The organism is Providencia sp. wls1922, assembly GCF_009706505.1.
GTDB lineage: Bacteria > Pseudomonadota > Gammaproteobacteria > Enterobacterales > Enterobacteriaceae > Providencia > Providencia lanzhouensis.
Genome location: NZ_WLUG01000094.1, coordinates 80,744 through 97,209 on the forward strand (window position 1 = coordinate 80,744; position 16,466 = coordinate 97,209).

Genomic DNA, 16,466 nt, shown 5'->3' on the forward strand with positions numbered 1-16,466 from the left:
CGTTAGGCTTTAAAACAAAAGATTAATTTGCCCTGTCAAAATGGCGTCAAAATCATCTTGCAGAAATGGCAGAATTCCATCGGCGATAGGTTTGATTTGCTTAAGAATATAGTGCTCATAGTCAGGTTTCGCGGTTACGGTCTCTAATGGCTCGGGACCTGCCTGAGTGATGATATAACTGATCCACCCCCCATTTTGATATTGCAATGGGCGCTGTAATTGCAAATTGTACTCATCGGCTTGGCGTGCGGCTCGTACATGAGGTGGCACATTACGTTGATAATCTGACAATTTACGCCGTAGGCGCTTGCGGTAAATCAAGCGATCGTCATATTCTCCTGAACGAATGGCATGAATATAGTCGCGAATAAATTCCCGATAAGGCTGGCGATAAAAAATGCGCGTATACAGCTCTTTTTGGAAGTTTTGAGCGAGAGGTGTCCAGTCTGAACGAATGGTTTCTAAGCCTTTAAAAACCATTGTATCTTGGCTTAAACCCGCATAGCGTTTTTTACTGCCTTGGTCTGTGCCTCTAATTGTTGGCATCAAAAAGCGCCGATAATGGGTTTCATACTCAAGCTCGAGCACACCATCAAGTTGCCACTCTTCTTTAAGATGCTGTTTCCACCAATTATTTACATGGTCACGCAGTTGATAGCCCACTTTTTGAGCTTGTTCATCAGTATGGGGATCTCGTAGCCAAACAAAGGTGGAATCGGTGTCCCCATAAATTACCTGATATCCTTGGGATTCAATCAATTGTTTGGTAATTCGCATAATTTCATGACCGCGCATGGTAATTGACGCGGTTAATCGTGGGTCAAAAAAACGGCATCCATCGGCACCCAAAACCCCCGCAAAAGCATTCATAATAATTTTGAGGGCTTGAGAAAGCGGGGCGTTTTTTTGCTGTTTAGCTTTATCACGACCTTGCCAAATATGGCTGACAATATCTGGCAAGCAATGGGTCGTACGGGAAAACCAAGCACCGCGAAATCCTTCAACAGAGTGTTCAGGTTCTGGGTGTGCAAGCCCTTCAATCATGCCTGCTGGGTCAATTAAAAAGGTGCGAATAATTGAGGGATAAAGGCTTTTATAATCAAGTACCAAAACGGAGTCATACAAACCCGGCTGAGAATCCATGACAAATCCACCGGGATTGAGCTGAAACTTTTGCTCACAGAGCGTTGGGGCAACAAACCCTAAGCGGTGTAGCCGAGGAATATATAAATGGGAAAAGGCGGCTACTGAGCCTCCCATGCGATCGGCGGCGAGCCCCGTGACCGTCGAGCGCTCTTGCAAGAACGCCATTAAATCGGTTTTCTCAAAGATGCGATGTACCAAAATACAGTCTTGAATATTGTAATGGGCGAGGGCGGGTTTATCGTGAGCAAAGCGGCGGTTAATTTCATCCATGCGATCATAAGGAGTATCAATCGCTTTCCCTTCGCCAAGCAGCTGCTGGGCAACGGACTCCAAGCTGAATGAGCTAAAACTCCATGTCGCCGATTTTAACGCATCAATACCATCAATAATTAAGCGACCTTCAGCAGAGGCAAAAAAGACACCTTGCTTAAAACCGTGTTCTCGCCATTCGAGTTTTTTCCCTTGCCGACCGAGCAACAGAGGGATGCCATAGCGCTCCGCATGCTTTTGTAAAACTTGCAAATCAAACTGGATCAGATTCCAACCGATGATGGCATCGGGATCGTACTGTTGCAGCCATTCGTTCAATTTTTCAAGTAATTGAGGGCGGCTGGTGGCATACACGAGTCGATGTTGGTCATTCAGAGCAGGGCCTTGATCGGGTCCCAACATAAACACCACATTGTCACCGCAGCCAGATAACCCAATCGAATAAAGCTCCCCATGTTGGCTAGTTTCAATATCGAGAGAAACGGCGTGAAGTGTCGGGCGATAACCTTCACAAGGTTTGAGTTGATATTTCCCCTGATGATTGCGAGAAAACCACACGGGAGCGGTAATAAAGCGCTCCATTAAATAACGCTCACAAGGGCGAATATCGGTTTCCAGCAGTTCAATGCCTAATGCTTGGCAGTTTTTATCTAGGTTTTGTAATTGACGATATTGCTGGCAATGGATGGCGTAGACTTTTTCGCGTTTGAAATCTCGCAGTTCCACGGATCGATAGCTGATATCAGCTTGTCCTTCAATTAAATGGCGTACTAGGGAAAACTTGGATTCAGGTAAAAACCCTACGGCTTGTTGATAGGGAACAATGACTTTTTGCGGTTTATTATCCGTGAGTAACCAATAGCTTACCTCGACACCGTAGCGGGTATCTCGCCAATGGCGGCTAAGAATAAAGCCTTTTTCAGCGGGGGTGTTTGACTGAGGCATAAAGGAAACTCGCGTAAATAATCTGCAAATTAATATACGCGAGTAGTGGGAATTTATACAGTATTATTTATCGAGCTAATTAGAAATGCCCAATAATGCAGAAGCGTTAGTTTTGCCTTGTAACAGTGTTTCAGTATCGCCGTCATACACAATTGCGCCATCAGCGACCACTAAGCTGCGAGGGGCGATTTGTAGCGAGTCCTCAATACTATGAGATACCATCAATAACGTGATGGATTTGTTAACGCAAACGTCATTGAGTAATTGCAGCATTTCACTGCGCAGCGCTGGGTCAAGGGCGGAAAATGGCTCATCCAGTAATAAAATCGGCTGATTGCGAATTAAACAGCGGGCGAGTGCAGCTCGTTGACGCTGTCCTCCAGACAATTGCGCAGGCATTCGGTCTAAACATTCGGTTAAACTGACTTGCTGCGCCATTTGTTCAACTTCAGCCATTTGCGATGCACTCAAACGTAAGTTCGGTTGTAAACCTAGCCCAATATTTTGCCTCACAGTTAGGTGAGCAAACAGGTTATTTTCTTGAAATAACATGGAAACAGGGCGTTTAGCTGGGGGTGTAAATGTATGATTTTCACCATTTAAGGTGATAGTGCCACTGCGAGGAAATTGAAACCCACTAATTAGGCTGAGCAGCGTGCTTTTGCCTGCGCCACTAGGACCCATTACGGCAACGCGTTCCCCCGAAGCTACCGCAATATCAAAATGCATATTTAGGTTATCGTATTGATAATCTAGATTTTGTAATTCAATCATGAGTTTTCCCCGATAGGCGTTCGAGTAGGCTAAACAGGCAGAAACAGAGTAACAACAATAACATCGCGGTAACCGCGCCATCATTGGTTCGATACGCGCCAATCTGTTGATAAAGATAGTAAGGCAAGGTGCGGAACTCTTCATTACCAAACAAGGCGACCACGCCAAAATCCCCAATCGAAATCACGCAAGCGAATGCCAATGCTTGTGCGATAGGTTTGCGTAATGCTCGTAATTCAATGATTTTAAATCGATTAAAACCAGTGATTTCGAGTGATTGGCATAACGGATTATAGCGTTGGGCCAGATCTCGCATTGGGTTATCCAGTACCTTTAGCGCGTAAGGGATAGCGAGTAAGGCGTTAGTCATGATCACCAACGGATAAGGAGTTTCGGGTATTCCAATGGTTTCATTGAAAAAGATAAAAAAGCCTGTCGCCAGCACAATACCCGGCATCGCCAGAATAATCAGCCCGCTTAGCTCAATAGCTTGTCCAAGTTTTAATGCATTTCTTAAACGCAGTTCACGGCTACTCCATAGCAGCATTAGCGTGAGGATCACGCACAAAATTCCAGCACAGAGTGCAATAAACAGTGAGGTTAATGTGGCTTGCCATAACGCAGATTGCTGTAAAACATCCAGTAATTGACCGTTGAGCCCATCAACAATGATCGCTAATAACGGCGGAATTAATAGCAAAATAGCTGCAGCAATCACCAGCCAGTCACGTAAACGGCGAAACAGGTTATCGGCAGGATCAAACCATGATGTTTGGTGGCTAAATCCAACGGAAAAGGCATGGTTAATACGTTGGCAAATAAGCATTAATCCTACGCAACATCCCAACTGAATTAACGCAAGCAGTGTGGCACGCCCTAAATCAAAGTCGTAGCTCAGTGCTTGGTAAATCGCGAGTTCGATAGTAGTCGCCGCAGGGCCACCACCCAGAGCCAGTACTGTCGCAAAGCTGGCAAAACAGAGCATAAAAATCAGCGCGCCTGTTGGCAACATCTGACGGCGTAAATAAGGCCACTCTAAAAGGGTAAATTGTTGCCACTCATTGAACCCTAATTGAGCGGCGCTTTGACGCTGCTCAATGGCAATATTTTCAAGGGATTGCAGCAACATCCGGGTGGCGAGTGGCATATTGAAAAAGATATGCGCCAATAAAATGCCACGCAGACCATAAGGGGAAAACTGATAGTCAACACCAAGCCATAGGCACAGTTTTGCTAGCCATCCGGTTTGTCCATATACCGACAAAATACCGAAAACGGCGACTAAAACGGGTAAAACAAGGGTCATTGCACACAAACGGAGCAAGAGCATTCTTCCCCAAAATCGCCGGCGATACAGAGCTCTTGCAAGAAAAATAGCGGGAATAATGGAAAAAATAGCGGAAAGCAATGCCTGCCAAAACGTAAAACCGATGACATGCCATAGATAATCGTCGTCGATTATCTCGCGGAGGGAAACTTCAGGTGCGAAAAACCACAGCGCCCCAAAAGCGAGCAGGGCAACGACGATTAAAAGACCGGAGGCTATTGCCCCCGGTAATAAGGTTAAATTGATTAACGACTGACGGCGGTTTGCCATAAACGTGTCCACGTTTGACGTTCTTTAGCCACTTCTTCCGCGCTAAATTGCAGGGATTTAGCAGGCAGTGATAGCACGTTATACACTTCAGGCAACGGCATATCGATAACCGGGTACATCCAGTTAGTGGTTGGTAATGTGCCTTGGAATTCAGGGGTTAACATAAACTGTAAGAACTGTTTTGCCAGTTCAGGCTGCGGGCTGTGTTTTAATCTTGCCGCCACTTCGACTTGCATATAATGCCCTTCATCGAACAATGCTGCCGCGTAGTTGTCTTTCTTATCATTTAAAATTTGATAACCCGGTGAAGAGGTGTAGCTCAGGACAAAATCTCCTTCACCTTTTAAGAACAAGCCATAAGACTCACTCCAACCTTTGGTCACGGTCAGTGTTTTCGCTGCCATTTTCTTCCATGCATTAGCAGATTTATCACCGTAGATTTTCTCAATCCACAGCATTAATCCTAATCCTGGGGTGCTGGTACGTGGATCTTGGTAAATGATTTTCCAATTATTTTTGCTATCAAGCAGTTCATCCATGCTTTTTGGCGGTTGCTTGATTTTATTGGTGTCATAGATAAAGGCGAAATAACCATAATCATAAGGAATGAATGTTTTGCTTGTCCATTCGATAGGTAATTTAAGCGCATCCGTTTTGATATCTGCTGGGGCAAATAAGCCAGTTTTTTCTGCGGAATCGAGCAAGTTGTTATCTAACCCTAAGATAATGTCGGCTTTGCTTTTAGCTCCTTCCATACGTAGACGATTCAGTAGCGCAACACCATCCCCTAGAGAAACCAGTTTTAACTCGCATTCACATTGAGCTTCGAAATTCTTTTTGATTTGAGGACCAGGTCCCCATTCTGCAGCAAAGGAATCATAGGTATATACAGTCAGCGTTGGTTTTTCGGCAGAGGCGAATGCAGCAAAACTTAAGGTGGTTAAGGCAATGAGTGAGGTAAAGAGTTTATTTTTAGTCATTGTAATTCCTGCGTAAATCATAAAAAAAACACAGGATTTGAGGAGGGACCGATACAATAATTTGTAGGCGGTAGCTCAAATCCCTACGCCGGTATTAGCCGGATCAGGTTCTACGGGTTATTTCTCAGCCCAAATTGGCACCCCGTTGAGACGCAGACTATTGTAATTACTTCAGACATATCTGCAAACTGTATTGATATAGGTTTACCAGTTTGGGTATGTGTGAAACAATTAGGCATCTTTCAAATTTGGTTATTGAGGTAGTCTAGTGATCGATGATGATGGCTACCGCCCGAATGTAGGAATTGTAATTTGTAATCGGCAAGGTCAAGTCTTATGGGCTCGCCGTTATGGTCAGCATTCTTGGCAATTTCCCCAAGGTGGGATTAACCCGGGGGAATCGCCAGAACAAGCGATGTATCGTGAGTTATACGAGGAAGTCGGACTACAGCGTAAAGATGTAAGGTTACTTGCATCTACCCGTAATTGGTTACGCTACAAATTACCTAAGCGTTTGGTGCGTTGGGATACAAAACCTGTTTGTATTGGACAGAAACAACGTTGGTTTTTACTTCAACTCCAATGTAATGACGCCGATATAAACGTGCAGCGCAGTAAATCGCCAGAATTTGACGGCTGGCGGTGGGTCAGTTATTGGTATCCTGTTAGGCAAGTGGTCTCTTTTAAGCGCGAAGTTTATCGCCGCGTGATGAAGGAATTCGCTCCCGTAGTTATGCCTTTGCAGGAACAGAAATTACCACAACGACCTGTTTTTAATAATCGTAGGCGCGGAGTTAAGTAAGCCTATGTTGACGCGTTTACGTGACATTGTCGAAAAGGTCGCGATGGCGACCAGTCTGACTCAAGCTCTTGAAGTTTTGGTCAATGAGACGTGCAAAGCAATGCGCACCGATGTGTGCTCGATTTACTTAGCCGATCATCCTCGCCAATGTTATTACCTAATGGCAACCCGCGGGCTGAAAAAGCCTAGCGGGATTGCTATTCGTTTAGGATTCGACGAAGGGGTTGTTGGCGCAGTCGGTCGACAATCGGAAATGTTGAACCTCGCTGATATTCGCGAACACCCGCAATTCAAATACCTCCCTCAACTCAAAGAAGAACAGCTCAAAGCCTTTCTAGGTGTGCCTGTTGTTTATCGACGTCAATTACTGGGCGTGCTGGTGGTTCAGCAGCGAGAAAAACGGTTATTCAGCGAGACGGAAGAGTCCTTTATGGTCACGCTATCAATGCAGTTAGCGGTGATTTTATCCCAAGCGCAAACAAAAGGTATTTTCGGGCAATATCGACAAAATCGCCTCAAAGCTATCCCTGTTTCTCAAGGAATTTCGATGGCTTATGGTTGGCAAGATACCTCTCAACCTTCTTTAGACAATGTGTATCAAGCGACCACATTGAATATTGATGAAGAGCGTCAACGCTTAGTGATAGCGCTGGAAAGTGCGGCGGCAGAATTTCGTCGTATTAGTAAGCGGTTTATGGCGAGCTCATCGAAAGAAAGCGCAGCTATTTTCGACTTGTATAACCACTTGCTTAATGACCCCCAACTGAAAAAGCGGTTATTTACGGCGATTAATCAAGGGGCGGTGGCTGAATGGGCAGTGAAAACCGTCATCGAAGATTACGCTTTGCAGTTCTCACGTTTACGTGACCTCTATTTAAGAGAGCGTGGCTCTGACCTTCGCACCTTAGGGCAGCGCTTATTATTTCATCTCGATGATTCACTGACACCCACTAGCCAATGGCCAGACCGTTTTATTTTGGTGGCTGATGAGCTAAGTGCGAGCGTTCTTGCTGAATTACCGCTTGAGCAATTAGCGGGTGTGATTGTGCGCGATGGTGCAACGCACTCCCACTCTGCAATCTTGATCCGAGCGATGGGGATCCCCGCGATTATGGGGGCGGATATTGAGCCTTCCTTATTACATAATCGCCATCTGATTTTGGATGGCTATCGTGGCGAAGTGTTTATTGAGCCTGAAAATTTTATTGCTCAGGAATACCAGCAAATTATTGAAGAAGAAAATGTACTTAGCCGATTAGCGGAAGGCACACTTTCTCAAGATGCAGTACTCAAAAACGGTGAGCATGTGGATATTTGCCTCAACGCCGGATTGAGCCCTCGCTATGAACAGCAAATTCATGATGGGGTGGATGGTGTTGGATTATATCGAACCGAACTGCCATTTATGCTGCACAATGGCTTTCCATCTGAGGATGAACAGAAGCAGTTATATCGGGATGTATTGCAACTTTTTGCAACGAAACCGGTGGTATTAAGAACCTTAGATATCGGTGCAGACAAACAACTGCCTTACATGCCGATCAGCGAGGAAAATCCTTGCTTGGGGTGGCGTGGGATCCGAATCATGCTGGATCAGCCTGAAATCTTTTTAATCCAATTGCGTTCTATGCTGAGAGCTAACCAAGATACGGGCAATTTACGTATTTTATTGCCGATGATCACTAGCATTAATGAAGTGGATGAGGCTATTGGGCTGATTAATCGCGCCAAAAATGAAGTGAGCCAACAACTCGGAAAATCGATTGATTTACCTCCAATTGGCGTGATGTTGGAAGTACCTTCACTCCTGTTTTTACTGCCAGAGTTAAAGCAGCGAGTTGATTTTATTTCGATAGGTACCAACGACTTTACACAATATTTACTCGCCGTCGACCGTAATAACACTCATGTGGCGGCGCTCTATGATAACCTGCACCCTGCGGTGGTGCGTTTTCTATCCATGGTACATATGGAATGTCAGCGTATAGGCCTGCCGATTAGTGTATGTGGTGAAATGGCTGGACAGCCATTAAGTGCTATGGTGCTGATTGCATTAGGTTATCGTAGTTTGAGTATGAGTGGGCGCAGTGTTCCTCGCATGAAATATTTAATTCGTCAGCTTGATCCTCAATTGATGGCTGAGTTAGTGCCTGATTTGCTCGGCGCAGAAACCAGCGAAAATGTTCGCCATAAGATTAGCGAGTTTATGGAAAGAAATGGACTTGGTGGTTTTGTGCGTGGCGGGATCTAGTTTGATCTTCTATGTTATTAATATGTAATTATATGCTGGCAATAACCTCGTGTTATTATGCGACATAATTTTTGACTCAATTATTTTAAAGTGGGGAACGATGAGTAACAGTTACTTAGCATTTCCGGAAATTGATCCCGTAATGTTCTCGATTGGTCCAGTCTCTTTGCACTGGTATGGTTTTATGTACCTTGTCGGATTCGTTTTTGCGCTATGGTTAGCGGGACGTCGCGCTTCTAAGCCAAACAGTGGCTGGACAAAAAATGAAGTCGAGAACTTGTTGTACATTGGTTTTGTCGGTGTATTTGTAGGTGGACGACTTGGCTATGTTTTCTTCTATAATTTGCCTGTTTTCTTAGATGACCCTCTGTATCTGTTCAAAGTGTGGGATGGCGGCATGTCCTTCCACGGTGGCTTGATTGGGGTTATCTGTGCCATGATGTGGTTTGCCTATCGCACGAAACGCCGTTTCTTACAAGTTTCTGATTTTGTTGCACCGTTGATTCCTTTTGGTCTTGGAATGGGGCGTATCGGTAACTTTATTAATGGCGAGCTATGGGGACGGGTTACCCTAGATACACCATGGGCATTTTTATTCCCTCATTCAAGAAGTGAAGATATCCAACTTGCGGCACAAGACCCCTCTCTGTTGCCTATTCTTGAGCAATACGGTGTATTGCCAAGACACCCATCCCAGCTGTATGAAATGGTTTTAGAAGGTATCGTTTTATTCTTGATATTGAATTTATTTGTACGTAAACCTCGCCCAATGGGGAGCGTATCGGGCCTGTTCCTTATCGGTTATGGTGCATTCCGTATCATCGTTGAATTCTTCAGACAACCAGATGCACAATTAGGTTTATTCGGTGGTATCAGTATGGGGCAAATCCTCTCGATTCCGATGATTATTATCGGTGTATTGATGATTGTCTGGGCTTACAAATACGGTAAAAATATCCCAGCCCATAAGCCCGCTAAAAACGTTGAGAGTAAGTAGCGTCGATAGCAAGTAGCGTCGATAGCAAGTCACGTAGACTGTTAATAATGTAGACAGCAAATCGCGCTAATAAGCAGTAAATTAAGTCATTTTCGGTTTGTGTTATTGATGGATATTCGATAACACAAACCGCCTGTATTTCGGAGTAAGAGAGCCACTATGAAGCCGTATCTTGAGTTATGCCAACGTATTATCGATGAAGGTCAATGGGTTGAAAACAAGCGTACTGGTGTTCGCTGTTTAACCGTGATTAATGCCGACCTCGAATATGATGTGGGCAACAATCAATTCCCTTTAATTACGACGCGTAAAAGCTTTTATAAAGCCGCTATTGCCGAGTTATTAGGGTACTTGCGTGGCTATGATAATGCAGCGCAGTTCCGTGAAATTGGTTGTAATACTTGGAATGCCAATGCTAATGAAAACCAAGCATGGTTAGATAACCCGCATCGTAAAGGTGAAGATGATATGGGGCGCGTTTATGGCGTCCAAGGTCGCTCATGGCAGCGCCCTGATGGCTCTCATCTTGACCAATTAAAGAAAGTGGTTAATAACCTGAAAAACGGCATTGATGACCGCGCCGAAATCGTGACTTTCTATAACCCTGGTGAGTTCGAAATGGGCTGCTTACGTCCTTGCATGCACACTCACACGTTTTCACTACTTGGCGATACGCTGCATTTGACGTCATACCAACGTAGCTGTGATGTTCCTCTTGGGCTTAATTTTAATCAGGTTCAATGTTTTGTACTGCTGGCGCTAATGGCGCGTATTACGGGTCACAAAGCCGGTAAGGCTTATCATAAAATTGTGAACGCACATATTTATGAAAACCAATTGCCTTTAATGCGTGATGTTCAATTAAAACGTGAACCATATCCATCTCCAAGCTTGACGATTAACCCTGAAATTAAAACCTTGGAAGATCTTGAAACGTGGGTAACAACTGATGATTTCATCTTAGAAGGTTATCAGTGCCACGAAGCAATAAAATATCCATTTACGGTCTAATGCGGGTAGATTGATATAAAGGCATAGGCACGCATAGACCCTGTAAATAATACGGTTTATGCCTTTATTTTTTATTATCTTTACGGCTCATTCGATTTTTTAAGCTGCTCCATACCTTTACACCTCGATTAACGCTTACTCTCTTTCATCCTTATTACTTCCGCTATTTCCAATTTTTGCCTTATCCCCGAAAACTATTCTGACCTGTCTCCCTTATTTTTCGGGAACACTTTTTTATCTTGGTACTTAACTTTGCGAAGCCGTTTCCAAAAGCATTTAAGAAAAATGCAAAAGTGACATTTTTTTTGGGAAGCGTTTTGAAGAAGAGAAAATGTAGGCTGTAGCCATGTGAAATTTTCTTCCAAATTTATTTATAAAGAGCGAGTGACAGGGATAAAGAAATGGCAGAGCAGGCGAGTTTGCTACAGGGAAAAGTAAAGTGGCTAAAAAGCAATGTTGATGAGCTGGGATTCACTTTAATTGAAATTCTGGTTGTACTGTTTCTTTGCTCAATAGTGGCTCTACCTGCGTTTTATCAATGGCAACAGCAAGTGAAGCGGCTACAGCTTATTGATGCTGCGAGGCAAACTGCCGAATTTATCTACAGTAACCTAATGGAAGGCATCTATTTAAATCAGCACCGTATTATGACGGTAAGTTTCACATCAAAAGAGTGGCGTTTAGTTGTTATCGATGCAGAGACTGCGCAAGAAATCAGCCAATTTAAAAGCGATAAATTTGAAAGCATTGAGCTTAAATATGCGTCTAGAGAATTAATTCATTTTTACGGTAGGCAAGGAACAAGTAGCCCTTTTCGAATTGAACTCAGTAATGAAAGTGACCAAATATCCGTGATTATTTCATCTTCAGGTCGGGTACGCAGTTGCAGCCAGCAAACGTTGGCAGGTGTTCCTAAATGTTGAATGACATTAAAAAGCATAAAACAGAAAAGGGTTTTTCTTTGCTAGAAACACTGATTGCGATGCTAATTGGCTGTTTGGTCTGCATTGCAGCGATGAATACGATCCCTATGTTATTTAAGCAACTATTTCAGGCTTTTTTTCAATATCAACTGGATAGGGAGGTCCGGCAGGTGTTGATTAATATGGAAAAAGATTTTCGTCGAATAGGTCATTGCAGCCAGTCACCTTCCAAGCCTCATTGTGAAGGAAAGGCAATAACCATAAGCACTAAGTTCTTAAGTCGTCAGGCCAATTCTTGCATTATTTTTGCCTATGATCAGGATTTATCTGGGCAATGGGTTATAGGACAAGGCCGTTCATTACATTCTGATTTTTTTGGATTTAGACTCAACAACAATAAGCTCGAGTCTAACCGTAATGTGACAAACTGCGATGGTACCCGCTGGCAGTCGTTGTTTGATCCTAATATGGTAAAAGTGAATCAGCTGACTTTTGAGTGGCAGCCAAGCACGAAAATTTTAGGAATATCTATGACGGTGGAAAGCATGTTATTGCCTAATAAAACGTTTGATTATCATTCCTCTGTACTGCTAAGGAATGTGCCATGAGGGAAAAAAATGCGCAGCAAGGCAACATTGCTTTAATCATGGTAATGGTTTTAATGAGTGTTGGGCTCATACTCTTAAAGGCATTACATTACTACCAAGCTCGAGCTAGCCATGAATTAATCCGCGAAGAAAAATATTACCAATCATTTAATTTAGCAGAATCAGCATTGTCATGGGGGCTCGCTCAACATTGGAAATTGAAAGCTGAAAAGGTGAGTCCTTGGGTGTGTCAGAGAGAAACAAATCATGGGTGGGTTAGCTGTCTTAAGCATTATAAAAATAATCAATTCATTTTATCGGGTAAGGGGGAATTTTCGAAAAATCAATCGCTAACGATATATCGATGGGTTGTACCAATATGGAATGAAGGGCGTCTACAAGCCCGTGAAAATGGCTGGATAGATTACTGCCCAGTGGCAATTAAAGGATTTTGCCAATGAAGAATTCACAGCAAGGATTTGCACTGGTAGAGTCGATGATTGCGGTGGTTATTTTTGCTATCTTGCTGATAGCTCTGCTAAACTACAGCCAATATATCGCTTTGAATTTTAATCAAATATATCAAGGTTCACAGGCAATTCGATCTCTACATGGAACATTAGAAGGCAAACGCTCTTTTAATGATAAAGTTCCATTGGAAATAGGGTATCAGCCCCAGAGAGAACAGATAAAAATCGTGCATTCTGTAAGCCTTGGGGGCTGTAGTGAATCTAAGGTGTCCTTGTTCGTGGGCGGGAAACTGTATTCGATAAGTCGCTGGCAGTGCGCAAAAGGAGAGAGTCATGTTTCAGGTTTATCATTCTAACCAATTAGATCTGCTCAAAGAGCTAATTGCACACTTAATGGAGAATGACCCTCTCACTCATCCTTTTGAGCAAGAAATTGTATTAGTACAAAGCCCAGGTATGTCCCAATGGCTACAAATAGAGCTTGCTAAGCGTTTCGGAATAGCCGCCAATATTAACTACCCATTACCCGCTACGTTTATCTGGGATATGTTCCGTCGAGTGCTTCCCGATATCCCCAAAGAGAGCGCCTATACTAAACAAGCGATGACGTGGAAGTTAATGACGATTTTGCCAAATGTTATTAATGAAACTGAATTTGAGCCTCTACGTCACTATCTACAAGACGATTCAGACAAGCGTAAATTACATCAACTATCAGGGCGTATTGCCGATTTATTTGACCAATATTTGGTCTATAGACCTGAATGGATTGCGCTGTGGCAACGTAATGAATTGATTGACGGGCTCAGTGAAAATCAATTGTGGCAAAAAAGATTATGGTTATGTTTGGTGGAATATACAGAGCAGCTTGGTCAATCGCCTTGGCATCGAGCAAACTTGTATCAGAGTTTTATTGATAAGCTCAAAGCATCACCAGAGTTAGCTAAAAATTTACCGTCACGCTTATTTATTTGCGGTATTTCATCCTTACCACCAGTGTATTTGCAAGCACTCAACGCGATTGCTGAACACTCAGATATCCACTTAATGTTTACCAACCCGTGCCGTTATTACTGGGGAGATATTCAAAGCAGTGCCTTTTTAGCGCGATTACAACAACGGAAATTGCGCCACTATTTGGATAAGCACGAAATTTCCCGCTTTAAAATTGATGAGCATGCAGCCAATTTATTCAACGCGGAAGGTGAGCAGAATTTAGCAAACCCACTGTTAGCATCGTGGGGCAAGCTTGGGCGCGATAATTTATTTTTTATTTCCCAAATAGAGGCCGCCAATGAAGTGTCGGCCTTTGTTGATAATGGGCGAAATAACCTTCTCGAAAATTTGCAGCAAGATATTCTCGACCTTGAAAATCACGCTCAGCTAGGCGTGACTTTAGATGAGTATGAAAGTAGCTCGCAGAAGCGCTCACTTCCTCAGTGTGATCAATCCGTGACATTTCATTCATGCCATAGTGCTCAGCGTGAAGTTGAAGTTTTACAGGATCGTTTATTGGCCCTATTTGAAGAAGATCCTACATTAACGCCCCGCGATGTGATTGTCATGGTTGCTGACATCGACAGTTATGCGCCATATATTCAGGCGGTGTTCGGTAACACCAGCTCATCACACTATATTCCATTCTCCATTTCGGACAGAAAAGCGCTCCAAGCACACCCAATCTTACAAGCATTTATTATGTTATTGGATTTACCTCAAAGCCGATTTTCAACGGAGCAAGTACTGACGCTATTAGAGGTTTCAGCGTTTGCTGCTCGTTTCGATATTGATGAGAGTGAACTGAGTTTGTTAAGGAGATGGGTCAATGAATCCGGAATTCGCTGGGGGCTGGATGATGATAATGTCAAAGCACTATCGCTACCGGTTATTGGGCAAAATACATGGCAATTTGGTTTAAGCCGAATGTTGCTTGGCTATGCGATGGATAGCCGTAATGGCCCATGGAATGGTGTGCTGCCATACGATGAATGTAGTGGTCTCGCAGCTCAGCTGGCTGGGAAATTAGCATTACTCGTTGATACACTTAGAGAATGGCGAACACACTTAGAGCAAGAACGCATGCTCGATGAGTGGAAAGAAATCTGCCAGCAGTTAATCGATAGCTGCTTTAAAGTCGATAGTGAAACTGAAGTTGTCTTAGCATTACTCACGACACAGTGGCATAAAATTATTGAAAATGCGTTGACCGCCAACTACCAAGAAGCCATTCCATTACGTTTAATTCGCGACGAGTTATCGGTTTGTTTTGATGATGAAAAAATTAGCCAGCGTTTCCTCGCCGGTGCAGTCAATTTTTGTACGTTAATGCCAATGCGTTCTGTACCATTTAAAGTGGTTTGTTTACTGGGTATGAACGATGGTGCATACCCACGTAATGTGCCACCACTCGGTTTCGATTTAATGGCAGAAAAAATCCAGCGAGGCGATAGAAAGCGTCGTGATGATGACAGATACCTATTCTTAGAAGCATTAAATTCAGCGACAAAACGGCTTTATATTAGCTATATCGGACGTTCTATTCGAGATAACCAAGAGTGCAATCCATCGGTATTAGTCACTGAATTATTGGAGTATATCTGTCAGAGTTTCTGCTTAGATGGCGACCAATCGTTGAATATCGATGAAAGTGCACAGCGGCTAAAACAGCATTTGATTATTGAACATAATCGAGTGCCATTTGCGAAAGAGAATTTTGCCTCTGGCTCTCTTTATCAAAGCTTCGCGCAAGAATGGTTGCCCGCTGCAAAAAGTGCAGAGCAAGCGGCTAAGTCGTTTACGTCAATATTAAAACAACGTGAACCTATTACAGAGTTATCGTTAGAACAAATTTTACGTTTTTACCGTCACCCTATCCGTGGGTTTTTCCAGCAGCGTTTGAAGGTTCATTTCTCGATTGAAGAGACTGAACTTCCAGAAGAAGAGCCTTTCGTATTAGGTGGATTGCAACGCTATAAAATTAATGACCAAGTGTTAGATTTGTTAGTCAAAGATGAAGATCCAAATCCTCTTTATCATGCACTAAGAGCCTCGGGGCAATTACCTGCAAAACAATTTGGTCAGCTATTTTGGGAGAAACAATTAAATGATATTGCTCCATTAGCTGAAAAAGTGAAAGAGTACGGCGATCGACGTGTCGATTATCCGATTGAGTGTGAAATACATGAGATCAAAATTACAGGCTTATTGCGAAATGTTCACGAGTCAGGAATATTGCGTTATCGACCTGCTTATCTTACTGTTAATGATGGTGTGCAATTATGGATAGAACATTTGTTTTTTAATGCTTTTATTCGTGAAGGTGAAAGCATCGCATTAGGGCGAGAAAACAGTGTTTGGCATTTTTCTGCCATATCCTCAGAGCGTGCAAAAGTACACTTGAATACGCTTATTGAAGGGTATTGTGAAGGAATGAATACGCCGCTAATACTGTTAAATCAGAGTGGTTGGAATTGGATTTCGGCGTGTTTTGATAAAAAAACAAAGGAATATGACTTTACGTCAGAAGATGTGCAGCAAAAGGCGTTATCGGCGCTACTGCAAAGCCTACAAGGAAGCCAAATGAAAGTGGGTGAAATGGAAGATGATTATGTATTGAGAGCTTGCAGAAGCATAAATAGTTCGTTGATTGAATCGCTGCTGAGTAATACTCGGCGCTTCTTACTGCCGATGGCAGAGTACTTAAAATAAGGGAG

General features: G+C 43.3%; 13 protein-coding genes and 1 riboswitch. Of the genes, 9 read left to right on the forward strand and 4 right to left on the reverse strand.

The features are described from left to right. Positions 1–9: 9 nt before the first annotated feature. The 4 genes from GKR71_RS12570 to thiB form a co-directional block, all read right to left on the reverse strand. The gene (locus tag GKR71_RS12570; RefSeq protein ID WP_154634357.1) at positions 10–2,361 is read right to left on the reverse strand and encodes a DNA polymerase II; all 2,352 of its coding nucleotides are present in this window, start codon (positions 2,359–2,361) and stop codon (positions 10–12) included. Between the two features lie 75 nt (positions 2,362–2,436). Next, entirely contained in the window at positions 2,437–3,135 is a 699-nt protein-coding gene (thiQ, locus tag GKR71_RS12575) for a thiamine ABC transporter ATP-binding protein ThiQ (protein WP_154599796.1), read from the reverse strand. Next, complete coding sequence (thiP, locus tag GKR71_RS12580; protein ID WP_154634358.1) at positions 3,128–4,732, reverse strand: thiamine/thiamine pyrophosphate ABC transporter permease ThiP; 1,605 nt, start codon at positions 4,730–4,732, stop codon at positions 3,128–3,130. The genes thiQ and thiP overlap by 8 nt, the downstream gene beginning before the upstream one ends. Continuing rightward, complete coding sequence (gene thiB, locus GKR71_RS12585) at positions 4,708–5,712, reverse strand: thiamine ABC transporter substrate binding subunit (RefSeq protein ID WP_154634359.1); 1,005 nt, start codon at positions 5,710–5,712, stop codon at positions 4,708–4,710. Before thiB ends, thiP begins: the two co-directional genes overlap by 25 nt. A gap of 62 nt (positions 5,713–5,774) precedes the next feature. After that, positions 5,775–5,867: riboswitch (TPP riboswitch) on the reverse strand. Between the two features lie 113 nt (positions 5,868–5,980). Between thiB and rppH the strand changes: the two genes are divergently transcribed. The 9 genes from rppH (at position 5,981) to recC (ending at position 16,461) form a co-directional block, all read left to right on the forward strand. Further along, entirely contained in the window at positions 5,981–6,514 is a 534-nt protein-coding gene (rppH, locus tag GKR71_RS12590; RefSeq protein WP_006659219.1) for an RNA pyrophosphohydrolase, read from the forward strand. A gap of 4 nt (positions 6,515–6,518) precedes the next feature. Next, the gene (gene ptsP / locus GKR71_RS12595; RefSeq protein ID WP_036956310.1) at positions 6,519–8,765 is read left to right on the forward strand and encodes a phosphoenolpyruvate--protein phosphotransferase; all 2,247 of its coding nucleotides are present in this window, start codon (positions 6,519–6,521) and stop codon (positions 8,763–8,765) included. A gap of 100 nt (positions 8,766–8,865) precedes the next feature. Then, the gene (lgt, locus tag GKR71_RS12600; protein WP_036956312.1) at positions 8,866–9,762 is read left to right on the forward strand and encodes a prolipoprotein diacylglyceryl transferase; all 897 of its coding nucleotides are present in this window, start codon (positions 8,866–8,868) and stop codon (positions 9,760–9,762) included. A 159-nt stretch (positions 9,763–9,921) separates the two neighbouring features. Next, positions 9,922–10,773 carry a thymidylate synthase gene (locus tag GKR71_RS12605; protein WP_036956314.1) on the forward strand — a complete coding sequence of 284 codons (852 nt, stop codon included), beginning with the start codon at positions 9,922–9,924 and terminating at the stop codon, positions 10,771–10,773. A 401-nt stretch (positions 10,774–11,174) separates the two neighbouring features. Continuing rightward, entirely contained in the window at positions 11,175–11,696 is a 522-nt protein-coding gene (locus GKR71_RS12610) for a prepilin-type N-terminal cleavage/methylation domain-containing protein (RefSeq protein WP_154599799.1), read from the forward strand. Further along, positions 11,690–12,304, forward strand: a complete 615-nt coding sequence (locus GKR71_RS12615) for a prepilin peptidase-dependent protein (RefSeq protein ID WP_108478483.1) — start codon at positions 11,690–11,692, stop codon at positions 12,302–12,304. Before GKR71_RS12610 ends, GKR71_RS12615 begins: the two co-directional genes overlap by 7 nt. Beyond that, positions 12,301–12,744: a DUF2509 family protein gene (locus GKR71_RS12620; protein ID WP_108478484.1), complete on the forward strand. Its 444-nt coding sequence runs from the start codon at positions 12,301–12,303 to the stop codon at positions 12,742–12,744. The genes GKR71_RS12615 and GKR71_RS12620 overlap by 4 nt, the downstream gene beginning before the upstream one ends. Beyond that, complete coding sequence (locus GKR71_RS12625) at positions 12,741–13,109, forward strand: type II secretion system protein (protein WP_036956318.1); 369 nt, start codon at positions 12,741–12,743, stop codon at positions 13,107–13,109. The genes GKR71_RS12620 and GKR71_RS12625 overlap by 4 nt, the downstream gene beginning before the upstream one ends. Next, positions 13,087–16,461, forward strand: coding sequence for an exodeoxyribonuclease V subunit gamma (gene recC, locus GKR71_RS12630; RefSeq protein ID WP_154634360.1), 3,375 nt, complete (start codon positions 13,087–13,089; stop codon positions 16,459–16,461). The genes GKR71_RS12625 and recC overlap by 23 nt, the downstream gene beginning before the upstream one ends. Positions 16,462–16,466 lie beyond the last annotated feature (5 nt).